Source organism: Xanthomonas arboricola pv. juglandis, assembly GCF_905367715.1.
Lineage (GTDB): Bacteria > Pseudomonadota > Gammaproteobacteria > Xanthomonadales > Xanthomonadaceae > Xanthomonas > Xanthomonas arboricola.
In genome coordinates this window covers 1806721-1830594 of the sequence record NZ_HG999362.1, presented here as the reverse complement: position 1 = coordinate 1830594, position 23874 = coordinate 1806721, and the positions used below count along the sequence as shown (strand labels likewise).

The 23874-nt window shown below is 62.3% G+C and carries 29 protein-coding genes and 1 other RNA gene; 8 read left to right on the top strand and 22 right to left on the bottom strand.

Going from position 1 to position 23874, the window contains the following annotated elements; genetic code table 11:
* Positions 1-26 precede the first annotated feature (26 nt).
* The gene (gene smpB, locus KHN93_RS07925; protein WP_039520446.1) at positions 27-530 is read left to right on the top strand and encodes an SsrA-binding protein SmpB; all 504 of its coding nucleotides are present in this window, start codon (positions 27-29) and stop codon (positions 528-530) included.
* 142 nt (positions 531-672) lie between these two features.
* On the opposite strand, the gene KHN93_RS07920 is transcribed toward smpB, so the two are convergent.
* The gene (locus KHN93_RS07920) at positions 673-3129 is read right to left on the bottom strand and encodes a S8 family serine peptidase (RefSeq protein ID WP_212579366.1); all 2457 of its coding nucleotides are present in this window, start codon (positions 3127-3129) and stop codon (positions 673-675) included.
* A 133-nt stretch (positions 3130-3262) separates the two neighbouring features.
* Between KHN93_RS07920 and ssrA the strand changes: the two genes are divergently transcribed.
* The 6 genes from ssrA to KHN93_RS07890 all read left to right on the top strand — a co-directional run bounded on the left by ssrA (position 3263) and on the right by KHN93_RS07890 (position 7912).
* Positions 3263-3659: a transfer-messenger RNA gene (ssrA, locus tag KHN93_RS07915) on the top strand.
* Between the two features lie 155 nt (positions 3660-3814).
* The gene (locus KHN93_RS07910) at positions 3815-5002 is read left to right on the top strand and encodes a tyrosine-type recombinase/integrase (protein WP_212579365.1); all 1188 of its coding nucleotides are present in this window, start codon (positions 3815-3817) and stop codon (positions 5000-5002) included.
* Positions 5003-5182: 180 nt separating this feature from the next.
* Complete coding sequence (locus KHN93_RS07905; RefSeq protein ID WP_104559122.1) at positions 5183-5863, top strand: hypothetical protein; 681 nt, start codon at positions 5183-5185, stop codon at positions 5861-5863.
* Positions 5864-5865: 2 nt separating this feature from the next.
* The gene (locus tag KHN93_RS07900; RefSeq protein WP_104559121.1) at positions 5866-6393 is read left to right on the top strand and encodes a PIN domain-containing protein; all 528 of its coding nucleotides are present in this window, start codon (positions 5866-5868) and stop codon (positions 6391-6393) included.
* 322 nt (positions 6394-6715) lie between these two features.
* Positions 6716-7201, top strand: coding sequence for a hypothetical protein (locus KHN93_RS07895; RefSeq protein ID WP_146092491.1), 486 nt, complete (start codon positions 6716-6718; stop codon positions 7199-7201).
* Positions 7202-7702: 501 nt separating this feature from the next.
* On the top strand, positions 7703-7912 hold the full coding sequence (locus tag KHN93_RS07890) for a hypothetical protein (RefSeq protein WP_212579364.1): 210 nt from the start codon (positions 7703-7705) through the stop codon (positions 7910-7912).
* A 161-nt stretch (positions 7913-8073) separates the two neighbouring features.
* Here KHN93_RS07890 and KHN93_RS07885 read toward each other — a convergent pair whose 3' ends face one another.
* Together KHN93_RS07885 and KHN93_RS07880 are read right to left on the bottom strand one after the other, a co-directional pair.
* Positions 8074-8631 carry a hypothetical protein gene (locus tag KHN93_RS07885; protein ID WP_146092490.1) on the bottom strand — a complete coding sequence of 186 codons (558 nt, stop codon included), beginning with the start codon at positions 8629-8631 and terminating at the stop codon, positions 8074-8076.
* 111 nt (positions 8632-8742) lie between these two features.
* A complete protein-coding gene (locus KHN93_RS07880) occupies positions 8743-9303 on the bottom strand; it encodes a hypothetical protein (protein ID WP_244812222.1) in 561 nt (186 codons plus the stop codon).
* Between the two features lie 240 nt (positions 9304-9543).
* Here KHN93_RS07880 and KHN93_RS07875 point away from each other — a divergent pair, with 240 nt between their 5' ends.
* On the top strand, positions 9544-10671 hold the full coding sequence (locus tag KHN93_RS07875; protein WP_181141777.1) for an FG-GAP repeat domain-containing protein: 1128 nt from the start codon (positions 9544-9546) through the stop codon (positions 10669-10671).
* 59 nt (positions 10672-10730) lie between these two features.
* On the opposite strand, the gene KHN93_RS07870 is transcribed toward KHN93_RS07875, so the two are convergent.
* The 19 genes from KHN93_RS07870 to KHN93_RS07780 form a co-directional block, all read right to left on the bottom strand.
* Positions 10731-11327: a hypothetical protein gene (locus tag KHN93_RS07870; protein ID WP_104559117.1), complete on the bottom strand. Its 597-nt coding sequence runs from the start codon at positions 11325-11327 to the stop codon at positions 10731-10733.
* Positions 11328-11334: 7 nt separating this feature from the next.
* Positions 11335-11649, bottom strand: a complete 315-nt coding sequence (locus KHN93_RS07865; RefSeq protein ID WP_104559116.1) for a phage tail assembly chaperone — start codon at positions 11647-11649, stop codon at positions 11335-11337.
* A gap of 28 nt (positions 11650-11677) precedes the next feature.
* Complete coding sequence (locus tag KHN93_RS07860) at positions 11678-12070, bottom strand: hypothetical protein (protein ID WP_104559115.1); 393 nt, start codon at positions 12068-12070, stop codon at positions 11678-11680.
* Between the two features lie 61 nt (positions 12071-12131).
* On the bottom strand, positions 12132-12938 hold the full coding sequence (locus tag KHN93_RS07855) for a hypothetical protein (protein ID WP_146092488.1): 807 nt from the start codon (positions 12936-12938) through the stop codon (positions 12132-12134).
* 107 nt (positions 12939-13045) lie between these two features.
* Positions 13046-13414, bottom strand: a complete 369-nt coding sequence (locus KHN93_RS07850) for a hypothetical protein (protein WP_244812221.1) — start codon at positions 13412-13414, stop codon at positions 13046-13048.
* Between the two features lie 193 nt (positions 13415-13607).
* A complete protein-coding gene (locus KHN93_RS07845) occupies positions 13608-14054 on the bottom strand; it encodes a hypothetical protein (protein WP_212579363.1) in 447 nt (148 codons plus the stop codon).
* Between the two features lie 42 nt (positions 14055-14096).
* Entirely contained in the window at positions 14097-14495 is a 399-nt protein-coding gene (locus tag KHN93_RS07840; RefSeq protein ID WP_104559113.1) for a phage tail terminator-like protein, read from the bottom strand.
* Positions 14492-14917 carry a hypothetical protein gene (locus KHN93_RS07835; RefSeq protein WP_244812220.1) on the bottom strand — a complete coding sequence of 142 codons (426 nt, stop codon included), beginning with the start codon at positions 14915-14917 and terminating at the stop codon, positions 14492-14494. Before KHN93_RS07835 ends, KHN93_RS07840 begins: the two co-directional genes overlap by 4 nt.
* On the bottom strand, positions 14898-15995 hold the full coding sequence (locus tag KHN93_RS07830; protein WP_104559112.1) for a phage minor head protein: 1098 nt from the start codon (positions 15993-15995) through the stop codon (positions 14898-14900). Before KHN93_RS07830 ends, KHN93_RS07835 begins: the two co-directional genes overlap by 20 nt.
* Positions 15995-16354: a hypothetical protein gene (locus KHN93_RS07825; protein ID WP_104559111.1), complete on the bottom strand. Its 360-nt coding sequence runs from the start codon at positions 16352-16354 to the stop codon at positions 15995-15997. Before KHN93_RS07825 ends, KHN93_RS07830 begins: the two co-directional genes overlap by 1 nt.
* Positions 16354-16866 (bottom strand): DnaT-like ssDNA-binding protein, encoded by a 513-nt coding sequence (locus tag KHN93_RS07820; RefSeq protein ID WP_104559110.1) that lies wholly within the window; start codon positions 16864-16866, stop codon positions 16354-16356. Before KHN93_RS07820 ends, KHN93_RS07825 begins: the two co-directional genes overlap by 1 nt.
* Positions 16867-16868: 2 nt before the next feature.
* On the bottom strand, positions 16869-17525 hold the full coding sequence (locus KHN93_RS07815; RefSeq protein WP_212579362.1) for a hypothetical protein: 657 nt from the start codon (positions 17523-17525) through the stop codon (positions 16869-16871).
* Between the two features lie 48 nt (positions 17526-17573).
* Entirely contained in the window at positions 17574-18521 is a 948-nt protein-coding gene (locus KHN93_RS07810; RefSeq protein ID WP_244812219.1) for a DUF2184 domain-containing protein, read from the bottom strand.
* A 13-nt stretch (positions 18522-18534) separates the two neighbouring features.
* On the bottom strand, positions 18535-18975 hold the full coding sequence (locus KHN93_RS07805; protein ID WP_065031490.1) for a structural cement protein Gp24: 441 nt from the start codon (positions 18973-18975) through the stop codon (positions 18535-18537).
* Between the two features lie 3 nt (positions 18976-18978).
* Positions 18979-20103 carry a DUF2213 domain-containing protein gene (locus KHN93_RS07800; RefSeq protein ID WP_104559107.1) on the bottom strand — a complete coding sequence of 375 codons (1125 nt, stop codon included), beginning with the start codon at positions 20101-20103 and terminating at the stop codon, positions 18979-18981.
* An 84-nt stretch (positions 20104-20187) separates the two neighbouring features.
* Positions 20188-20502, bottom strand: coding sequence for a hypothetical protein (locus tag KHN93_RS07795; RefSeq protein ID WP_104559106.1), 315 nt, complete (start codon positions 20500-20502; stop codon positions 20188-20190).
* A 32-nt stretch (positions 20503-20534) separates the two neighbouring features.
* A complete protein-coding gene (locus tag KHN93_RS07790; RefSeq protein WP_244812218.1) occupies positions 20535-21881 on the bottom strand; it encodes a DUF1073 domain-containing protein in 1347 nt (448 codons plus the stop codon).
* Positions 21881-23158: a phage terminase large subunit gene (terL, locus tag KHN93_RS07785; RefSeq protein WP_212579361.1), complete on the bottom strand. Its 1278-nt coding sequence runs from the start codon at positions 23156-23158 to the stop codon at positions 21881-21883. The genes KHN93_RS07790 and terL overlap by 1 nt, the downstream gene beginning before the upstream one ends.
* 219 nt (positions 23159-23377) lie before the next feature.
* Entirely contained in the window at positions 23378-23872 is a 495-nt protein-coding gene (locus tag KHN93_RS07780; RefSeq protein ID WP_104559104.1) for a terminase small subunit, read from the bottom strand.
* Positions 23873-23874 lie beyond the last annotated feature (2 nt).

Below are 23874 nucleotides of genomic sequence, written 5' to 3'. Positions count from 1 at the left end.
GACGCCGAATCGGCGACAATGGCGGCATGAGCAAGAAACCAGCCAAGGATAAAGCAAACGGCGCGACGGCCACGAAAACCATCGCGCTGAACAAGCGTGCGCGCTACGAGTACCACCTGGAAGAGCGCTACGAAGCCGGCCTGGCCCTACAGGGCTGGGAGGTCAAGGCGATCCGCGCCGGCCGCGCCAACATCATCGACGGCTACGCCTATGTGCGCTCCGGCGAGATCTTCCTGATCGGCGCGCAGATCACCCCGCTGATCCAGGCCTCCAGCCACACCGTGCCGGTGGAACGTCGCGATCGCAAGCTGCTGCTGCACCGCCGGGAAATCGACAAGGTGCTGAGCAGCGTCGAACGCGACGGCTACACCCTGGTGCCCACCGCGCTGTACTGGAGCAACAACAAGGTCAAGCTGGAAATCGCGCTGGCCAAGGGCAAGCAGAACCACGACAAGCGCGACGCCGCCAAGGACCGTGACTGGCAACGCGACAAACAGCGCGTGATGCGGCGGCATAACCGGGATGCGTGAGTAGCCGGGATTGGGGATTCGGCATTGGGGATTGGTAACGGCAAAGCCGACCGCAGCCGGCGTTTGCATGGCTCCCGGCCCCGGCGAGCAACGCGGCGCGTAGAACCCATGCTCTTGCGAATCCCCAATTCCTAATCCCGAATCACGTCGCTCCAAGCATCCGCATCAAATTCGGCACTCCCCTGCCCTGCACATAGCGATCGCGTTGCAGGTCGGTGCTGGTGTCCAGCATCAGCTGCTTGACCCGATCCGGAAAGCCGATGAACTCGCGGCGGGCGGAGAGAAATCCGGCCAGCACGCCGGAGACGTGCGGTGCGGCCATGCTGGTGCCGCTCATCTCCACCATCAGGCTGGCCGGATCTTTTGGGTCGAAATCGTAATAGGCCGACAGGATCTTTTCGCCTGGCGCCACGACATCCGGCTTGCCGCGCCCATCGGCGGTCGGGCCGCGCGACGAAAAATACGACACGCCGTAATTGTGCGGGCTGCTCTTGTGCACCGAGCCGACCACGATGGCGTCTTCCAGATTGCCCGGGTCGCTGATCGACAGATCCATGTTGGCCGGATATGCATCGCCGTCGTTGCGCATCAACCAGGCCAGGCCTTCGTTGCCGGCGGCTACCACCACCAGTACGCCTTGCCGCCATAGCCGCCGCAACTCGTTGCACAGCGGCGTAAAACCGCAGCCGTAGCTCTCCGGATCGAAGTAACCGCCCAGGCTCAGATTGACGCCGTGGATGACCAGCTCGCCGGCGCGCTCGTTGATCGCTGCCACCTGCTGCACCGCCTTGATCATCCACGAATCACGGCCGTTGCCGGCATCGTCCAGCACCTTGAACCCGTACAGCTGGGTGTCCGGCGCCATGCCGGCAAACTCCAGCGGTTTGCCCGGGTTGCCCTGCGCGTCGGGAATCACCGCCCGGCTATGGCCGGCGATGATCCCAGCGATATGCGTGCCGTGCCCGTGCCGATCCAGCCGGGCGAAGGCATCGCCGTCAGCGCGCGTCAATCGCCTGGCTGCACCCCGCCGCGTGCAATCCCATTGCGCCACCACCGTGTCGCGCTCCCCCTTTGCGAAGAAATGCGGGTGACTGGCTGCGATACCGGTGTCCAGCACCGCCCAGCCGATCTGTTGCCCGCGTGCGCGATACGCGGTGCGCGCCGCATCGGCATGCAGGACGTTACCGGACACGTTGATCAACGCGCGCTTGCCGGCATCGCGCCACACGCGCCGGAATCCCAGCGCGCGGTAGCGGTCCTGCAGCGATTCGATCTCGAACCGCGTCAGCCGCGCCGACACAAACCGTTGCAAGCCATCTTCCAGCTCGATCGCCTCGTCCAGCGCATCGCCGCTCAAGCCGGTGCTCGCTGCAGCGGTCTGGCGCAATTGCGCCAACAGCAGCGTACGCGTGGCGGCCGGGTCGTCGCCCAGCAACCGTCGATCCAGCTCGATCAGCACTTCGTGCCGGTACTCGGCGCCATGCGCTTCCAGCTGCTCGCTGAGATCCTTGATCAGCACCGCGTTGGAGACCGGTTGGTCGAAGCCGACGCCCACCGCTTCGCGCACCGCCGCGCGCACCTGCGGAATCGACAGATAGCCCGAGCCCGAATGCGCGTTGTGCTGCCAGTCCGGATTCAGGCGCGCGCCCGCGAGGTTTTCGAAACGCCCCTTGGCATTGGCGATGTCGTCGCCGAGATCCGGATCCAGCGCGATCGGGTCGCGCGTGTCGGCCACGTTGATCCAGCGCCGTACGCACGCGGGAAACGGCAGCTTGCGCGTGCCGGTCCAGCGCTTGAACATGCTGCGCACCTGCGGCAGGCCCAAGGGCGAGCCCAGGGTCAGGAACAGGCTGACCTCGCACTCGGCCGCCTGGAGCTGACGCAACACGTCAAAGGCGATCATCGATCCCTGGCTGTGCGCCACCACCACAAACGGCCCGCCACCCGAGCGCAACCGCTGCGTCAGGCTCTCGCGCATCAGCGCCGCACGCTCGGGCACGAAGAACAAATCGTGCACGTCCTGCAGCAGCGCGGCGGAGATCAGCCGCAGCAGCACGCGGTTAATCGCATCGATCGGACCTTTGGCCTGCACCTGGCCCGCCGCCGGCATCGCGGGCGCGGCATCCAGTTCGTCCAGCAAGCGGTGCAGATCGACACGCTCTTGCTCGCTCTGCGCCAAGGCATCGGCGAGCAAATGCAGATCCTGCTCGCCTGGCACCAGCCCAAGCGTGCTCAAGGCGCGCTGCACGCTCTGATTGAGCGCCGGGCCGACATCGCGTGCGTCGCAGTTACCGGGTTCGGCAACCGGATAGCGCTCGCGATTGACCCAGTACGCCAGGCGCGTGCGCTCGCCCATCGGCCGCCCGAACAAGGCCTTGTCCCACTGGCAGCGCAACACCTCGGCCGGCGGCTTGTTGCCGATGCCATGGATGTAGATCACGGTACGCGCCTTGCCCTGCACGCGCGTCAGCCCGGTGCCCTGCGCCTGCTGCTGCGCGGCCTTGGTTGCGCGCCGAGGGCTGGGGGCGTCGACGCCCGATGCACGTTTGCGGGGCGTGCTGCGTGCCTGCCGCGGACCTGGGGGCTTACCTGTCGCCATCGCTTCGCTCCTTGATTACCAGACTTTTCCGTCCGATAGGACTGAAGCCACTGTAAGCGCTGCACGTCTCACCACTTGTGACAGGGCGCTCCGATCCCTACACTGACCAGGTCAGCGTTTTGATGCTTTCCCCGGGGGTGCACTGGTTTCGACGGGGGTCGCGAAGTCGCTTGGCGCATGCCGAGGGGGCAGCTTTCCTCGTTAATCCAGCAGCAAACTTTTAGTTGCCAACGATGACAACTACGGTTCGGACTTCGCTATCGCCGCTTAATTGGCTTTAGTTGTAGTTCTACAGCCGCCTAAGGCGAACCCCCGAACCTACTTGTGCCCGTGCTCGTAGGTGTAGGGTCATTATCACGGAACCATCGGTAGTGGCTGCCTGTCAGCTACCGGTTAGATAAAGCAGGCTGGTTTCCAGGTGCGCTTTGCCAACCGTGCTGCCTGGGAATGAGATCTAACGGAGGGCTAAGCATGTAGTGCTGGGGATGGAGTGCTTCCGGACGGCGGTTCGATTCCGCCCACCTCCACCAATGAGCGGATCTTGAAGATCCGAAGAAGGCCGGGAACCCCCGTAAAACAAGGGTTCTCGGCCTTTTTTATGTGCACTGCGGTGCGCAGGTGAACGTCGCAGGATCGGAGACTCTGGGGGCATATTTTGGGGCACTTGCCCCCAACTGCCGAACAGATGCCCCCACTGACCGATCTCGCAATACGCCGCGCCAAACCTACTGCGAAGACCCAGCGCTTGTACGACAGCGACGGGTTGTATTTGGAGCTCTCGCCCAAGGGGGGGCGCTGGTACCGCCTGAAGTATCGATTCGGTGGCAAGGAAAAGCGGCTGGCCCTCGGTGTCTACCCAGAGGTGCCGCTGGCACTGGCCAGGCAGCGGCGGGACGAAGCACGCCAGTTGGTGGCTCAGGGTATCGATCCGGGCGAGCACCGGAAAGCAGCAACGGCTGCGCGTGCAATCCTCGGCGCCAACACTTTCGAGGTGATCGCCAACGAGTGGCTGGAGAAGCGCAACTGGGTGGATGGGTACCGCGTGAAAGTCGTCGGGTGGTTCACGAACGACGTGTTCCCCTACATCGGCGCGCGGCCGGCGGCGGAACTGGAAGCGCCCGAATTCCTGGCGGTGGCCAGACGCATCGAGAAGCGCGGCGCCTTCGAGTCGGCGCATCGGATCATGCAGAACTGCGGCCAGGTCATGCAATACGCCATCGCCACCGGGCGTGCCAGCCGCAACCCGGTGGCGGATCTGCGCGGCGCGCTGAAGCCAACGCCCGAACGCCACCTTCCGGCGGTGACCGATCCGGACGAGCTGGGGCCGCTGCTGCGCGCCATGGACGGCTACAAGGGCAGCCACGTCACGCGCTGTGCTCTCGTGCTGGCACCGCTGCTATTCGTGCGCCCGGGTGAGCTGCGGCAGGCCGAGTGGTCAGAGTTCGACATCGAGGCCGCCAGGTGGAACATCCCCGCCGACAAGATGAAGATGCGCCAGCCCCACGTTGTCCCGCTCTCGCGCCAGGCGCTGACTGTCCTGGCGGACCTGCAGCGGCTCACCGGTGCCGGCCGCTACCTCTTCCCCAGCACCAGGACGAAGCTCCGGCCGATGTCGGACAACGCGGTGAACGCCGCGTTGCGCCGCATGGGCTACGAGGTAGGCGCGGTGACCGGCCACGGCTTCCGCGCCACAGCTCGCACGATCCTCGACGAGATCCTTGGCTTCCGGCCGGACATCATTGAGCACCAGCTGGCGCATGCAGTGAAGGATCCCAACGGCCGGGCTTACAACCGCACGACACACCTCGCGGAGCGCGTGCGCATGATGCAGCGCTGGGCTGACTACTTGGACGAGCTGCGTAGCGCACGATGACATTGACCGCCTCAGAAATTGATGCGAAGGCGTGCGACTGACTTGCAGGCGTGGCAAGATCATTTGCAAACTCACGGGCGATTTCCGACTTTTTGCTGAATCTGGGGAGCATGGATGGCAGGTACGCCGAGATGGACTTACATGCTGCGCATTCCGGGCGCTAGCCCGGCTACGTTGCCAATGGATAAGCTGGCCGACTACCTCAAGGAGTTCGCCGAGCTGTTGGGCTTGGAAAACAGGCCTGTGTTCGTGGGCATCAAGAACGCCAGCATCGGCTTGAAAGGCAAGGTGCCGCCCCGGCGCCGGGATCAAGCGTGGAAACGTGTCCAGGAAGCCAAATACCGGCCTGCCAGCAGGCCAGGACGCCACCTGAAAGCCATCGAAACCCTGCTGGGCCGCGATGGCTTTCGCGAAGCCGAACTCAAGGATAATGAAGGTAAGGTGCTGTGCCTGTTCCGCTCGGAGGAGCAGATTCCCATGCAAACCATGACTGTCAGAAAGCACGGCGCCGTTGACGGCGTTGTGACCGGCCTCAAAGGGGCCGATGACACCATGCACCTCTACCTGCGTGACCAGATGAGCCGTGACCACAACCTCGTAGTGCGTGATGAAGCGCTTGCGCGCGAGCTCTTGCGGCATTTCCGCGCTGGCATGGTAAGGGTGCGCGTCTATGGCAGTTGGCAGCGCACCGATGATGGCTGGGTGCCAGAGAGCGGCAGGTGCGTGGTGGACAGCTACGACCAGCTCGATGAAACGCCGCTTGTGGAGGTGATGGCAAGCCTTGCCAAAATTGCCGGCAATCGGTGGGCCGAGATGGATGACCCCATGGCGGTGTGGCGCGAGTTGCGGGGGATCCATTGAGCATGAACGAGCTGCCCGCATTAGTTGCCTTCGACTGCAATGCGCTGGTCTGCCTGACCGGCGCTGATTGCGACGACAAGACCAGGCTGGTGCACCTCTTCGAATCGATCGACAAGCGCAAGGGGCAGGCGATCATTCCCACGCCCGCGCTAGCGGAGTATCTGATTGGTGCGGATCGGGCAGGGCTTGAGTACGTTCAAGCTTTCGACAAGCGTTCAGCAATCAGGGTCGCGGACTTCGACATCGCGGCTGCGTTCGAGGCGGCGCAGATGCACGCGGCGGCACTCGGGCGTGGCGACAAGCGGGACGGCGCCTCCGAGGTGTGGCAGAAGGTGAAGTACGACACGCAAATCGTGGCGATCGCCAAGGCCAACGGTGCCCGCCTCTTGATCTCCAATGATGCCGGCGTCCGCGCCTGCGCCGCGCGCATCAACCTCAAGGTGATGAGGGCCGATGAGCTACCGTTCCCCGATGCTGCCAGACAGCACGCACTTCATATGGAAGGTGGCGAAGCAGCTGCGGGCGCCTGATAGCGTTTACGCGCGAACTCGGCCGCCACCTCAAAAGCCTTAGCGATCGCTAACGTTACCGGCGGCGGTACCACTGGGCTTGCGGCGATCGTCAGCGACACAGGTGCCTCAGTCGCCACATTACGCCGAACCCTTGCCAGAAATGGCAACGGTCAGAGCTGCTCTTCAACAGCGCCGGCACCGCGGCAGCCAGATTTTTGAGACAAGTTCTGAGCGTGGCTTCGTCCATAGGCGCCATGCTATCAATGCTAGTCGCAAGAGTTGCCGAAGTGTCTCCGCCCATAGATATTATTTCTCAACAAACCCATAACCCGGACTAGAAATGGAAATTCCAAGCCTGCCAACTGACAACCTCTACAAGTTTGCCGCATTGGCTGGAATTATTTTAGTCGTACTCGGCATTGGCTATCCAGCCTTGAAATTTCTTGAAATCGAATTAATGGCCAATGAAGTGACTACCGAATATAGCGCATCTACCGCTAGAGCCGAAGCTTTCAAGCGTTTGAGCGAGCGCTTGGCAGACAGCAAGGCAACAAAGGATCAAATCGATCGCTACGAGAGTCTGCGCGATAAGGGCCTGGAAGAGGCGGCATTGCTTCGTGGCAAATCAGATAAACTAATCCTGCTATACAAATTCGGGCAATTTTATGTAATAGCCGGGGGTATGGTAAGCATCCTAGGAATCCTTTTAACTTCGTGGGGGTTTCGGAGGTGGATAGTGGTACAAGGAATAATTGACGCACTTCTTATAAAACAGCTATCTACCCATAAAGGTCCCACACCAGCTCGGGAGACCCGTAATCCTTAAGGCGGGCAGAGAGCTCTCTCGAAGCCACAAGGGTTGAGCTGCCGTACCTGGACCCGTGTCCAGCATAAGTTGATTGCGCTCGACGGGTAGCCGCGAGTATCGGCTGCTGACGCATGCACGCGTCAGATATTGCCGATCCATAGACAGGCATACGTCGTGAGTAGACACCTGCAAATGAACGTTTTTCCCCAAGCGAGCGCCACGCATCTCTAGAGTCGCGCCGAGATACCCTCGCGCCGCCGGCAACAACCGGCGCAGCTGATCCGGAGAACGCACGCACTGCTGATCACCGCCGCTGCGGCACTTCTCGGTGTCGCCATCCCTGTCGCTGCCGGCGAACACAGCCAGTTCGGCCGCACCGCCCAGCTGTACCAGGAAACGTCCACCAACGCCGAGACGCTGGACGACTTCATCACCCGCATTGCGCCGCGCGCCCGCGCTGCATCCGTCAGCACGCGAGCGATCGTTTGCGGCGAAATCCTGGGCAGCGGCCCCTACAAGGTGGCACTCAAGACCGATGGGTATGCCGACAACTGCCGCGTGCCGAAAACCGCCGCGCCGTATGTGCTGGTGAACGGCATCGCAAAGGATACCCGTGCGGACCACTTCTCGATCGCCAACCGGTTCCGCCCCGGCTACCTCGTCACGCCGTGGTCCATCAAATTTCAGGATCGTAGCAGCGTGCGCAAGGTTGACGACGTCGGTCACTGAGACGCCACTTCAGTTGGTGATGCCGGAGGTTGCTTGGCATTCGCAAAACGGCCTACGAAAGCTACGAGCGATAGATATCGCCTGATTCCGCGCCGACGGGTCAGAGTCCCCGACCCGCCGGCAACTACACACGAATCTATCGTGACTTCAAGCCAAGGGGATCAGAGCCAGATGTAGCCGATGATCCCGTCGCTCGCGGGGTTTCTCACATTTTCGCAGTTCACGTCCAAAGTTTCGAAGTGGTCCGCCCAATTTCCGGGCTGCAGCCCACCGCGCATGCAGCGATAGAGCGGCACCGTGCCGGGAAGCTGGGTTGATGCAACATACCCGGTGATGGGCATAGATGCCGGGTACGGGACCTGGCCCTCGCAGTTCGGGTCAGGAGAGGTGAACCGATCGCGATAGTTGCTGGTGATGCACGCGTAGAGCGTGTGCCCACCGGCAAACGGCGTGAACGAAATGAAGCCTAGTACACCCTGACGCTTGCCTGGATGACTTTGCCCGACAGTCGTGATGGGCCTAGCCGAAAATGTGTCTTCTTGGAACTTCCAGCGTTCGAGCGAAACCAGAGTGACTCCCTCCGGCACGAGTGCAGGCTGTGCTGCTGCCTCCGCTGCAACTCGCGGAGTTACTCCAAGATACCGAACGTCCTGCGCGGCGGCGTTACAAGAGGCAGCGAGGGCAACCCCAGCCGCCGCAGCGATGAAGAAATTTCTCATGACAATCCTTTCGATCCATGCGAACTCACTGTCCGCTGGCGGAGGATAGCAAAGGCACGCATATGTCTGGCTGCTGCAACGCGACAAGACGGCCGAGCCAATAACCCGGATTCAAACGTCCGCCAACTCCGCTGCAGCGAACGTAACGTTCGACGCAATCGCCGCGTCAGTTGCAGCCTTGATCAGTGCCTGGAGCTTCCAGCCCTCGAGCGCCTGGGTCGTTTCCGCGCCGGGATAGCGGATGGCGTAGGTCGGCGCGATCAGGTCGGCGATGGGCGCCGCCAGTACGCCGAGGGCGGCGCCGCGATCCTCGACCTGGAACGTCACGGTGCCGCTGTCGTTGATCGGGTTCCAGATGATCGTGATCTGCTGCGCGAGCGGTTCCGCATCCGGGTCCGGCGTCACCACGTTTGCATCGTAGGCGGCGCGGGTAGCCGCCTTGATGCCCAGCAACGGGTGCACGCCAGGCTCGGTGACCGTCTCGACCGGCACCTCCATGACCGTGCCGGTCGGTGGGTCAGCCTCGGTCGTCGAGGGCGCGGTGATCTCGTAGCTGCCGCCGATCAGGTCGCTGATCTGCACCGTGAGCACGCGCAGGAAGAAGCGCTCCAGCGTCTGCGTCCACCCATCCGGGTGCGGCTTGGTGGTCATCTGCTCGAGGTGGAACTCCACCGGCCCGTCGTTGGTGGCAGAGTTCCATCTAATTTCGATGCGAGGCGCAACTATCTTTGTCCGAGTACCAAAGCTAGATTTTTCAGTGATAGCAGCCATGTAACCCCCTTGAATTTAAAGAAATAATCTCAGATTCAATGCAGCCAGAGATCCACTTCATGTGAACACAACAACCAAAGACATTAACATTCCGTATATGATTGGTCTCGGCGACAACGCCAACCAAAGGATATGGAGCAAATGGAACTCACACGTAAGGCGTGGCTGCTGCCACTTCTATTCATCGCCCCGATTTGCCATGCTAAATTGGGATTTAGTACGGGGATTAGCGGAGAAGGATCAGGAAAGCAACCTGTGCAAGCACGGGCTGCTGCCGAGGCCAATCTAAAGCGCAACTGTAAAACAACTTACGATGGCATCGGGGTTGCCAATAACTACAATGTCTACAGTAACAGTGGACAAGCTAGCCTTGGCTTCAGCGCCATGGCATTTGGCACGTGTTCTTACCAGAGACTGGAGCCCCCGCACATTTACGGCTTCAACAAGAAAGCAGCCCCAACTGCCATAACCAAGCTGTGGTGGGATGCCGATTACTCAAAGAAGACCGAGATAACGCTGCCAATGTACTTGGGCGGCACAGATGAAAAGAAAATATTTGGAACAGCGGATTTCAACGGGGATGGCACAGAAGACTATTACGTCTTTAGTCGCAGCAATACAGGCTCTGGCACAACAGAAGTTCATGTTATAGACGGCCGAAACCCTCAGAATTTCCTACTACAGACGCCAACTCCGCTTCACGAGACCGGCACCGGATCTGATTATAAGTTCTTACTTGCAGACCGCGATGGCGACAACGTACCTGACGTCTATGTTATCAAGAAAAACGGAGGCAATGGCAAGACAGAAATCCACATCCTTGACGGCGCAGCAAATTATACGCGCTTCAACGGCCAGTTTGAGACTGCATTAACCTCCACAGGAAATGATGTTTCTTTCGATTTCGCGCTAGGAGGATGGGAGAACGGCGTATCACCCGACCTCTACGTCATAACAAAGATGGGGCAATCGAATACGACAGAGGTACATATACTTACGTCCGTTTCAGATTTTAAGACCTATAAGCTTCACGCAACCACTGGATTAGGCGTTACAGGGAACGACAACTCTTATTCCTTTAACATGGGCGATTATAATCACGACGGCAGGCTTGACCTTTTTGCTGTAAGAACTAGCAATGCAGATGCAGAAGTCCTAGTTTACGACGGCAGCACTGGATTCAAGACTCTGCTCTTAGCCGTCCCTACTCCCGCCCAGACTTTGGGCAAGATTAAGGACTGGCAGTTTGTAGTTGGCGCAGGCATGTAATGAATGGCGCGCGGGGGCGGATTCACTGGGAATCCGTCCCGCTACGCATGCGGAGTTATTTAATAACCCGTGACATCTAGAATTGGGGAACGCACCCACGCCTGGCCGTAGTTGCCGGGGGGCGGCTGGGGAGTTCCGCTAGTGCCTGTGCGCAGATCCTGGGCAGTATCGATTGCGGAGATGGATGCGACATTACCATTGATGTTGACCACTCCTTTACGCCACAGCACTTGCACCTGCCATTGCGGGCCGCCGCCGACTAGGCCGCCGATAGCCAACATGATGTTGCCGGTAGAGCCGGCCAGTGCGGCGTAGGTCCGGCCCGCAGGCAAGGTGATCGAGCCGCCCTGGTTTGCATTGGCTTGTAGTAGCCCCCGCACCTTCATGTACTTGAGGGTTGCATCGAAATGCACCTCATCGGTGTCTGGATTGGTGATCACCAAGTAGTCTCGCCGCCCGAAGTTCGGATAGTCGAAAACCATGGCAGTGAAGCTGCCGCTGGTGCTGAAACCGGTGAACGTGAAGTTGTTCCCGCTCTGGGTGCGCGTGGCGAGCACGGCGTTGCTCTCCCCCAGAAACGCGAGGGCAGGATTGGTGCCGGCGACCGTCAGGCTCCAGGTTTTGAGCACGCCGCTGCCTGTGGGTGTGATCGTCATCCATCAATCAGCTCCAGGTGTTGCTCGGTTCCGGCGGCCGCTCGCGCGCCGCGGCTTGTTCTTCGCGCACGGCACGCAGGTAGGCGTCGTCCATCGCCATGAGCATCTCCACCTCTTCGGGGAGCACATCGCGCAGCAGCAGTCGCTGCCACGCGTCGAGTTCGGCGTAGGACAGCGCCTCAGGGCCGGATCGGCGCCGGCCTGATATCAACCAGAACCAGTCCCACACGTGCGCGGCTTCTTCTGGCATATCGACGGCAGGCGCCGGTTCCTCGAAGCGTGCGTTGCGCTGCCGCCGCGTCTCTCCCTTCGCGTCCGGCATGTCGTACCGGACGGTGAGATACGTGGCGTCAGAGAGCCTCGCCTTCAGCGCTGCGAAAAAACTCTGCGCGGTTCCCCAGCTCCACCTCGAGCTGGTCGCTGATCCACGGCAGCTCCTTCAGCACCTTGCGCAGGGCTTCGTCGGTCAGCGCGGGCTTGCTGCCGTGGAAGGTCAGGTCGCCCTGCCACTCCCAGCCGCCCACAGACGCAACGAGCATGTCGGTGCGGCCCTGCTCCATCTTCTCGGCGGTGATCTTGCCCTTGCCCGTCAGGCGCTCATCCAGCGCCTTGCGGCTGGCCCCGCGCACCTTCGGGTGGGTATCGGGCAGCAGGGTGATGCGCAGGCCCACAGGGGCCTCGGTGGCGGGATGCTTGATATCGATGACGCGCTCGGCGGCAACGATGGTGGTCAATTCGGTCATAAAATCTCCAAAAAAAACCCGCCGGTTGGCGGGTTATGCAAAGACACTTAAGAGCTGGACATCACCTTCTTTTTATCGGCACCATTTCGTACGTCTGTCCATTCAATGTCGTATCAAAAAAACCTGTCTTTCCATTCAACTCCGCCGAAAGGTAGATACTCCCCCTCACGTACAAAGACAGCCTAGCCCCTTCCAGAGACCATCTATCAGGCGTAAATTGATCGCTTCCTTGTTTCCATTCGGTCCGCACGTATCCATCATCATCAAACGAGTGAAATTGTCTTACAAAAGCTCGCTCGACCAATTCAACACTGAAACTGTGAAGAAGCAAATATGTGCGCAAAGCCCCTGTCACTTCTTCAGAAGAAATATTATTCAGGACAAAGTTCATCGATACGTACCGAGAGTTTTTCGCAGCTAAATCCAATATTTCCCGCTGAAGTTCCGCAATAACTTTATCTCGCGTAGAGAGGGAAGCCCTCAACTCCCTGCTTTTCTCTTCTGTCAACAACATTAATCCATCAGACCTTAGCTCTAGGTCTCGCTGCCTGCGCTGATGCCATAGATTCCAGCGATGCACTAGTGCACTTATCCATGGCATCACCAGCAAGAAAAATGCGGTAGATATGAGTGGAAATATCAGGTTCATCGAAATCCACGCACCCGGCATACCATAGATTTCGTCATCAATAAAGTCGAATCTCTTTCCCGGCTTTAGATTAGAAAATAATACAAACAGAACTCTATGGTTAATTAGCAGCCAACTTAGCGCAAACAAGCCCGCAATCGGACTGCGCAGCCTGACATTAATTGCCCCCTTCAACTCATTCTTCAACTCAGACAGTGTGTTGTTCGCTTCGTCAGACATACCCCCCCCTTTTTTCCCATATTAGAAAATAAGAAGAGGTTTAACCACCCATAGATTCCGCCTCTGCAGTGTGCCCGCAGAAGCGGACGCAAAGCTCAGACTCACAGTCACGGCACCACCTGCGAAGACACTTCGATCGGCACCTGGTTGAGCGCCAGCGAGTAGACGTGCAGTACGAAGTCCTCGTTGCGGCCGCCAGGCGTGCGGGGACCAGTGACCAGGCCGCGCAAATACTCGATTTCGCCGGACGGACGCTCGACCTTGAAGGCGTAGGCGTCGGTGACCGACGGCAAGCCGGCGGCACGCATCGCGACCTGGCCCGGGTCGTCCAACACGCGTGCCACCTCGACCTCGGGGTCGCCTGCATTCGAGATGCCCTTGCCCTTCAGTGCGACAGCGGTGTCCCACGTGTCGTAGGTGACGATGTTGGTGGTCAGACCGCGCTCGCCGACGCTGCCGACCTTCTTGACCTGCACCCAGGTCAGCGCCGCGAACTGGGTCTGGGTCAGATCCTCGTTCTTCGGCGTGGCGCAGATGTAGAGCTTGGAACCGCTGTTGGTTTGTGCCTAAGCCATTGCTGATATCTCCTCGCGTTGAGCATAAAAAACCCGCCAAGTAGGCGGGTTCTGTAATAGAGCAAATCGGTTATCTCGGGCCTAAGCTAGCTCCTCACTTAAACCCCCTAGGCTTCGGGATGCGTGGCTCAGGACCTGGAATCTTCCCTAGGGCGTCATTCGCAGCTGCTCGACACTGCTCCTCCACTTCGCGAACCTTCGCAAGCTGCCGCTCCAACTCTTCAATTTTCCTCGCAATGTCAGCAAGTCTATCTCTCAGGCTTGCATCCTGATGAATCGCATCAGCCTCCGCGCGAAGCCATTTCAACCACGCTTCTAGAGCCATCCGCAGTTTTGCAGCAAGAACCGCTGCTCGAAGCTTCGCTATGGCGATCGCAATCGCTCCGATGGCCTCAGGTGGGACATGCCCTGCGGCCCGATGCCGGTCAATCTCTTCGCCGATCGCGTCAGAAATTCCCTTAAGCTCCCCTTCCACGTCGAGTGGAGGCCCTTGCAAATCGATGGCAGCTAATTCGTCCTGCAGTTCCTCTAACTCATCCATCGCACAGCTCCGTTGTGAGGCGTTTTTGATGCTAACAGCCTCTCATCCGAAACCGCGCCATCTAACTGTGACGGGATGCATGACTCTCTCTGGATCTTGAATGATGGTTGAGGTCCAGGGCATGCCGTACACGCGCATGCCGGCGAAGATCGTGCCCTTGGCGAAAGCGGCGATGATCTGATCGGTGATGCGCGTGCCGACCATGATCCCGCCGCCTGGGCGGTAGCACGCTGACAGCTGGCCGAAGCCCTGCAGCAGCGACGGGCCATCGTCGCCCATGCCGTAGTTCTGCGTTTCGTTCGGGAACCACTGCAGCTCCAGCCATGCGCCATCCGTCGGCGGTGTGAAGGCCAGGCCCGGATAGGAGCACGGCAGGCCGATACTCGCGGCGAAGACGCCAACCAGGCCGGCAAAGGCGTCATAGATCGCGGTGTCGCTCATGGAATGCGTGCCTTCACCTTCGCGGTGACCTCGTTGACGATGAAATCCCAGTTCTGTGCAGCAGCGCGCATGAAGCCCTTGCCGGCCGGCTCGTACTGCCGGCCCAAGCTGTCCTTGCCGCTGAACCCATGCTCCATGCGCATCGCATAGGCGGCGGTCCAGCCGGCCCAGACGGCCTCGCCCAGCTGCAGGGCTGCGAAGACCAGCGCGGGCTCGCCGCTTTCCGAGGACGCCGGACCATCTTTGGATGCGACGGCGGAGTTGCGCAGGAACCCGGTATCAACCGGCATCCTCCCGCCCTGCCCCTCCGGCGTGTTCGCCTGATCCATCACCGCCTGCGCCGACTCGCGAAAGATGGCCTCCTGCCGCTGCTTCGCCTTTTCCGCGAATGCACGGACCTGGTCACCGAACTTGCTTGCCACGTAGCACCTCCGCCGTCATGTCGATCCGGTACTGCTTCATGCAGCGACAGCCGACGATCTCCTCCGGGCCGGCGCCGAGGCTCGTGACGCCCGGGTAGTTCAGCAGTGCGCCGCTGGGCGACTGGAATGGCTCGCCGAAGACGCGCCGCTGCCCGTTTATGGCTTTGTGCGTGTGCCGGGTCCGCTGGTCGCCAGTGTCCGACCACGTGCCGATGACGTTGTCTGCCGACAGCGCGCCGGATTCGATCTGCTGCCGATAGGCCTCCTCGCGTCCAGCGCTCAAGCTGCCGATCGACTCGGTGCGCGCAATCATCTCGCCACGCAGCTGCAGTAGCCGGTCGGCGTAGCGTCCAGCGATTTTGTCGATGTCCGCCTGCGATACCGGCTTGCCGGCGGCGATGGCCCGCTTGACGATGCCGTCGAGGCGCTTGTCGCGGCGCTTACGGCCGAAGTACTTCGCCATCTCCTTCGGGTCACCGCTGGCCAGCTCCCCGCGCATGCTCTGCACGAACTGGCCCTGCTGCGATGTCAGGCCCAGCACGCCGCCGGTGCGCCGGCCCGTGTCTCCCACGCGCCCCACGATGTCCAGCGCGCTCTGACGAGGATTGCGGCCGGCGACCATGCCGCTCTCCAGCACGTTGCGGATCAGCGTGCGCTGGTCGTTGACGATGCCGGTGATGAGGTTGCTGGACTTGTCGCGCAGCCAGGCCTCGGCGGTGGGGTTGCGCAGGTCGAAGCTCGGACGCAGTGCGGGCGAACGCACGTCCTGCCGTGGCTTGTAGTTGCCGGCGATGATCGGATCCAGGCTGAGCCGCATCTTCGGCATCTCCGACACACCCTGCTGCCCGCCTGCTGCGTAGGCGTTGCGCAGCGCTTCGCCCAGATCCGCAAAGCGCGGCTCGTCCAGCCCCATGACGGTGAGCACGTCGTCGATCCGCCCGGCCTGCAGCAGGTCCGCGATGAGCTGCACGCCTGCCTGACTGGTGACCTCGGATATCGCCTTGAGGAACGCGCGCGCGACGGCTAGCTCCAGCTTCGCCGCCAGCTGTTCGAGTTGGCGGGAAGTCGTTGCGGCCATCAGCGTCTCGCGTGAAATTCGAAGAGGAGGATCTGCCCGCCTGGTGACAGCGGCTGCAGGTCAATGAAGCGATACAGCACGCCGCCGAGCAGGATCCTGTCGTCCTTCGTCGGCTCGATGGCCACATCGGTGGAGATCAGCCCCAGCTTGTCCCCCTGCAGCACCCGCGTGGCGTCACGGTTGGTCAGGCTGTAATCGACTTCCACCACCTTGCAGTCGTGCCGCGTCGGTGGCCCCTGCTGCGGGTTGTGCGGCGGCCCGGTGATGGCGCCGTCGCGCTCCAGCTGTGTGGCGTATCCGTAGCCACCGATCAGCCTGCGAGCGGTCGCTTTCAGTCGTGCATAGAGCGCGGCGGCCATCAGACCACCCTCACGGCTGGCATCACCATCGGGCGACGCAGCAGCGGCGCCAGGATCTCGTCGATGCCCGGAATGACCGGACGGTTCGGCGTGCTGCCTGCAGCGGTGCTGGCACCGTATGAGACTTCGATCGGGCCGACCTTCTCGCGCGTGACCTGTGCGCTTGCGACGTAGTCCGGCGATAGGCTGCCGGGCTCGATCAGCTCGCGCAGCGCTGCTTCGTACGCCGCGTGCTCCACCTCGATCGGCACTGCGTCGGCGGCGATCAGGTTGCCGTCGTAATCGACTGCGCCTGTGCGGGGCCATTCGTTCGGCTGGCCCCGCCCCTCGGTACGCACGCCGGGGAACATCGACTGCCACCGGCCCTGAGACAGCAGCACCCGGTACCGGCCGTCGATGTAGTCGGTACCGCGCACCAGGGAAGCCCTGCGGGCCTCCTCACTGCCTCCCGCCCATGCCGCGTTGCCACGGACCAGGTGATACGCGTCTGCTCCTTCCAGCGTGCCGTACATGGTCAGCTCCCGGTCTTGGGCTTCTCGGCGCCGTCCAGCGCGGCCTGCAGCTTCTCCAAGCCCCAGCGCTTGTCGTGCTTGATGCCGACGGCTTCCAGCTTGGCGATCAGATCGACCTTCTTCTGGTCATCGGCGGCCTTCGCGTCGATCACCGCCTGCGCGGCAGCAGCGGCTTCGGCCTTCAGCGCGTCGAGCGATGCACTGATCCGCGCCTCGCGGTCCACCTCGTCCAGCGAATTCCAGTCCTCCAGCGACTCGGCGGCCTTCGCGTCGATCACCGCCTGCGCGGCAGCAGCGGCTTCGGCCTTCAGCGCGTCGAGCGATGCACTGATCCGCGCCTCGCGGTCCACCTCGTCCAGCGAATTCCAGTCCTCCAGCGACAACGCCGAGGCCTTGAACGCGTGCTGCACGACATCGTCGCGCGTGACGCTATCGCCGCCTTCGATGAGCAGGATGCTGTCGGGCAGGTTGAACGTGCCGAGCAGGAACGGCGCGGTGTCGTCCTCCGACTCGCTGAGGATGTTCGCGGCGAGCCACGCCTGCACGACGGCGTTTTTCTTGATGGCCTGCCAGTTGGGCACGATGGCCGGCGAGCCGGGAATGATCTCGGTGCCGTCCGGCAACGCCAGCGGCGTCTTGTGGTTATTGCTGATCTTCATTGCATGCTCCGGTGTGGCCCCGCCGGTGACGCGCGGGGCCGTTGTGGATCAGATGCCGTCGACGTAGACGACCTGCTTCGGGAGGCGCACGTCCAGGCCGCCCAGGCGCATCACGCCCGGCACGTCCCAGCGCAGCGGGCCGCTCTGGTACACCGGCAGGAACCGGTGCGGCATCGGCATGTGCAGCTTCAGCACATTGGCGTCGTAGCGGTACGCGATCATGCGTGCGACGCCGCCGGCACCTGCCGTGTCCAGGTCACGTAGACCGCGCACCGTCAGCTGTTGCCCGGTGGTAGCGGTGTAGACGTTGTTGGCCAGGAAGTACTGCAGGATGGTCATGTCGCTGTTGTCGCTCATCTTCTTGGTGGAGATGAGCATGAACTTCGACCACGGCAGCAGCAGGCGATCGGCGATCGCGGTGGTGTTGGTGCCGTTGAACACGTTGAGGATTGCCGAGTTCATGTCGGCGACGATCTGGTCGGGCGTGGCGGTACCGGCGGCCTGCAAGGTGCCCCATGCGCCGGTGGGCGCTGCAACCGGCGTTACGCCGGCAGCGTTGAACAGGCCGGTGAAACCCTTGCTTGCGTCGCCCTGTAGCGCCACGCGGTCCACCATCACCTCCGAGGCACGGCGCGTGACGGCAGCGTCCTCGTTGGGCAGGTTAATGCCGAGCAGCTGCGCGCGGCCGACCTCTTCCCAGCCGTAGCCGTAGCCGATACCTGCGGTGTGCACTCCGGTCTGGAACTGCGAGCGGTTGGTGCCGGCCTTCGGGATATCGTCGGCGTTGCCGTTGATCCAGTCAGCCTTGCCGTACTGGTCCTGCGAGTAGTAGGTGACCGACGTGGCGAACTCGCTGCCGGACGTATCGACCGGGATCAGGTCGCGGTACTGGATATCCGGGTAGACGGTGCGGTAAACGCCGGGCTCGATGATGGTGGTCTGCGAGACCACGAAGCCCATGACTACCTGGGCGTCGAAGAGTGGATGTGCACGCATGCGGATAGGCTCCTTAGCCGAGACGGACAACGGCCAGCTGGGCTGCCGCGGTGGTGCTGGTGTCCCAGCGGGCGCCGGTGATGGCGGTGTTGTTGGTGGCGACGTTGGTGAACGCGCCGGCTGCGGTGAGGTACACCGGATCGCCGGCGGCGACGGCGACCGAAGCGGTCACCCAGATGTCGCCCTTGGTGATGACGCGCGCCGATGCACGCTGCGGGAACAGGTCCAGGCCCGTGGCCGAGCGATCCAGCAGCGTGATGCCGACGAACTTCAGGTTGGCGCCGCCGAACGTGACGATGCCCTTGTCCGTCGCGCCCTGTGCCACGGCCAGGCCGAACGCGAGGCCGGCGACGTCCTCGACAGTGCGAGAGATGATGGTGGACGGGATCATCGTGGCCTGCATGCCGCGCACGGCTGCAGGCTGGATGTCCGGGTAGTTGGTTTGCAGTGCCATGGCTTAGGCCCCCTGGTTCTTGGTGCGGTAATCGAGGCCGGCGACGGACGCGGCGTAGCCGTTGTCCTGCACGACGGTGCGGTGTGCGGCGCCATCGCTCAGTGCGCGCGTGACCGGATCGAACGGCTTCACGCCATCGGCGAGGATGTCGAAGCGCGCCTCGATGTAGGCGTCGCCCTTGCCGGCGATGGCGGCGTCGCCAAGCTTGCCGACGACGGCAGCCTTGCGAACGTCCGCATCGCTCTTGCCGCGGCAGTCGGTGTCGCGGATTGCCTTGGCCGTGGCCAGCAGGTCGCCACGCGCCTGCACGCGTGCATCCAGGGCAGCGGCGTCCAACACCTTGCCCTTCAGGTCGTCGATGGCGGCATCGGGCTTGGCGATCTCGGCATCCTTCAGCGCCAGGGCTGCGGTGTGCTCGGTCGCCTGGCGCGCGGCAACTGCGTTGGAGTCGGAGAGCTGGCGCTGCAGCTTGTCGATGGCGATGGCGCTGGCGTCGGTGCATTCGACCGGCAGCCCATCGACCATGACGGTCCGGGTGTTTGTGTTGCTCATGGTGTTGTTCCTCGTTGGGTTGTCGGCGCGATCCTTTCCACCGGGGGCGCGCCCATTCCCGATGCGAAACTGAGAGCCGGCCCGGCCACGGCGGACCAGGGCCAGGTGGTTGTTGCGGATGTCTCGCTGCACCGCGTCGTAGTGCTCGCCTTCCGGCGTGGTTCCAGCTGTCCAGTCGATCTCGGCCGAATAGCCCTGCGACAGCTCGCGCTTGCCGGCCTCGTAGTCGGTGATGGCCTGTTGATCCATCAAGACCAAGGGCACGCGCACGCGCGTCTGGTCATGGGCAACTTCGTCGCCGGTCTGGCCGACCGCGTACTTCTTCCAGTTGTCAGCGTTGACCTGTTCCGGCGGGTGGTAGTTCGTCATGGGCCGATGCGCATAGCTGCGCAGCGTCTCGTCGGAGAACACCTCCTCAGGCGGTCGATACAACCGCACCACCTCCAGGTCAGGCCGCCCGAGCTCGCTGCCCAGGTAGTCTTGGATGCCCGTGCGCGCGACGGATGCCTCAGCCACGAGGTAGCCGTCCGCGGTGCGGCGTGGCGCCGACACCGAGACTCGATCGGTTAAAAACATTTTTCCTGCTCCCAATGAAAAAGCCCCGCGTGGCGGGGCTCTGAATTGACTGTTGGAAGCTATCCACTCGCTAGGGCATCTCCCCTACGAATGGGCGTTCCGGTAGAAGCTGCTGAACTCATCGTCGCTAACAGGTTCCCAGAGGCCAGAAAAATTGCTCTCGATCTGGCCAGTTGGCGTGAGGTGGAATGGACCCGTCTGGATCCGCGCGTGGACCAGATTGAGCATATCCTGCGTCACGGGCCCCTGATCGCTGAACTCGGTGGGGGTGTCCTCGTGGGAAACCATGATCTCGGCCAGCAACTGCAATCGCGCCTGGGGCGTATCACTATCAGCGATGAAGTAGTGGCCGACCTCGTAGCCGTCTTCGACGTAAGCGCAGTAGAGATGAAATGGCATTGCAGCTTCCTTGCTTGATGTAATGCCCGATCCTACGACTTGGCTACGCCTGCCGCAATGCCGGCCGCGGCGTCCTCTTCATCGTCGCGTTCGTCCCCCTTCGGCGTTCCGTAGTGTTCCATTTCCGACTCCAGGCCAGGCGCAACGCCCGCCTCAGTGAGCATGTTCACCGCTACCTTGCTCATCACGTCGTCCGGGATCAGCTTCGTATCCGCGATCGTCTTGATCGTGTCGGCCGTAGTCTTGCCGTTGGTGGCGCGCTCGGTGTCGCTGGTCTGCCACAGGCTGCGCCAGCTGTAGAACACGTCCTTCGGTCGGCTGCCGAGCGCCGAGTAGATCAGGCACTCATCCAGCACCGACATGGCCGGCGTGTAGATCAGCTCCTGGCCTGCCTTGATGCGGTCGTAGTAGTTCCGGATGTCGTTGTCGCCGGTGCTGTTCAGACCGCCGGGCGACTGCCCCAGCAGACGCGTCGACGGGATATCCGCCGCGCCCGACACCTGCTGCAGGAAGGCAAGCATCACGTCGACCAATCCGCTGAAGGAGGCCGACTTCTGCGTGTACTTCTCCTCCCCATCCAGCACCAGCATGCCGTTGATGCCCTTGGCCATCGCCGCGAGCTGCAGGCGCTGAAGCAGCTGCGCCTCATACGCAGGATCTGCCAGCTGCGACATGAGATTCGGGATGTTCAGCACATCGACCTTCGCCTCGAACACCAGGCTGTCGATGTTGGCGCTCGTGCTGTCTGCACGCTTTACCGAGTCGCTCACCGCCATCAGTACCGAGTCGCCCCAGCCGTCACCGTTATCGATGTCCGGATCTGGCCGATGGGCACCGTGCAGGATGACCAGCCGCGAGGGATGAATCTCGACCTGGCCAGCTCGGGCTGAGGTGAGCGTGTAGAACGCCGGTCGGCCGAAGCTGGGCGACTCAGCGTCGCGATCCAGCTCACCTGCGCTCAGGATGCGCTTGGTCAGCACGTTGAGGTGCTTGATGCCCTCTTTCCTCACCCGCGTCGGGTCCAGGGGCTTGCTGACATCCGACTCGCCGGTACCGATGTAGATCGCTGCGCCACCGAACAGCCGCGCCTTGGTGTGCGCCTCCAGCAGCTTCACCTGCAGGCCAAGGCGCTTCTCCTCCGCCTTGAGGGCGCTGATCTGAGTCTGATCGGCGTTCCATGTGCGCCAGTTGCGGCAGCCGTCGAGCGCGGGGATGTCGATAATCTTGCGAGCGAGCCACGTGCCGCAGTAGGCGTTGCTGGCATCAATGTCGCTCAGCGGCGCGAGCGCGTAGTGGCTGTGCACCGCCTTGTCGCGCGAGGTGCCCAGGTTGGCCACGAGATTGACCAGCCCGTCTTTGAATTGTGCGAGCTTGCCCATCAGAGTGCGTTTCCAAGGTTGTAGGTGCTGCCTGTGACCAGCTCAGCGAATGCGCCAGAGAGTGCGTCGACCTGGTCGTCGTGCTTGGCGTTGGGGAACTCGGCGATCTCGTCGAGGAAGGCGGCCACCCAGGGGCCATTCACCAGCTTGATGTTCCCGGCCTCGGCCTGCGCCTCCACCGGTGTTGCGCGGACCTCCTTCGATCCGGACTCGATCGCAGCCTTGACGTCCCAGCCGGCGAGCAGCTTGATCTGGTGCGCGGCGTTGGACTTGCCGGCGGCACCAGGATCCTGCGGGATGCGTACCTTGATCGTCCTGCCATCCTGCCGCGCGGTGTTCGTCAGCATCCGTTCCACGCCGGCGGGCGACACCTGGTCGCGCACCACGTCGAGCACGTAGTAGATGCCGCCGACCTCGCCCAGCAGCAGGCCGACCGTGTAGTCGGGATCGCTGCTGGTCTTCTCCTTCGGATCGGTGGCGCCGAAGTCCCAGCGCCGAACCTTGCGCGCGGTCGAGATGGCCGGCGCCGCTTCGACGACCTCGAACCAATCCCGCTTGAACGAGCCACCGTCGCGCGGTGTTGGCCGCTGCTGGTACTGGCCGGCATACGCGTAGGTGCCTTTGGCGCGCTTCAGCCATTCGATCTCGGCGCGGGGAAAGCGCTCCGGAAAGAGCAGTTCGCCCACGTGGGTGCGCGGATCCTCGAAGAACAGCTTGCCGTCGACGTAGGTGCGGCACGGCCCGCCGGTCTTCTTGCCGTCCTTGTCCGTCCGCTCCTCCTCGAACTCCATCGGGAGGTTGAGGTGGACGAAGCCCAGATCCAGCTCCATCGCCACCGCTGCAATGTCCTGCTGGTGCAGGCGCTGCATGATGATGACCATGGCCGACGACGTGATGTCGTTGAGGCGGTCGGTGATGCCCTCGCGGAAGATGCGGACGGCGGTCTTGCGCTCGGCGTCGCTCTCGGCTGTTTCGGCTGAGTGCGGATCGTCGACCTTGACCCGATCGCCGCGTCCGCCCGTCATCGAGCTGAAGGGTCGGGCCTCACTGAAGCCGTTGCCGGTGTTCTCGAACTTGCCCTTGGCGTTCTGGTCGCCGCGCAGCTTCAGCGGCCACGCCGCCTGGTACTGGTCGCTCTCGATGAGGCGCCGCAGCTTCAGGTTGTCGCGCAGGACGTTTGGCTGGCTGTAGGAGGTGGCCAGCGTCTGCAGGTCGGCGCGGCCGCATGGCCCCCACTCCCAGGCAGTCCAGAACACCAGCACCAGCGACTTCATCATGCCGGGCGGCACGGTAATCAGCAGGAACTAGATGCGACCCTCTGTGACCGCTTCCAGGTGCAGGCACATCGCCCGCAGTGCCCAGCCGATCTTGAGCGGCCGGGTCGGTTCAAGGACGTGCCAGTGCTCGCGAATGAATCCCTCCAGCGACTGCGACCGCGCTCGGATGCCTTCGACATCCTCAGCAATGCGCAGGCGCTCGCGCGCAGGCGCTCGCGCTCAGCCTCCCGCCTCGCCCTCTCCGCTCGGATCTCCGCCAGCGACGGCAAGCGGACCGAGGATCGATTCAAGGCAATCGAGGTCATCGTCGGACACATTGCTCAGGTCGTAGGTGCCGATGGCACCGGAATGGCGGTGGCGCTCGACGGCGAGGCCGTACAGCTTTGCCTTGCCCATGGTGGCGGCGACCATCGCGGACGCCTGCTTCTCTCCCTGGGCAATGCCACGGGCTTCCTCCAGCTCTGCAGCCAGGGAATGCACGGTCACGGCTGCCTGCTGGGCGACCTTGGCCTGCGCCTTCTGGATGGCGGCGGCGATGTCGGGTTTGGTCAGGTTCTCCGACCCGACACTCCTGGCGGTCTTCTCGCTGTACCCGGCGCGGATGGCCGCCTGGGTTGCGATCTGGTTCTTCAGGTACTCGACCACGAACCGCTGCTGCTTCTGGGTCAGCCCGGGCGCTGCACGCGCCTTGGGCTTGGGTTTCTTCTTGGGCATGG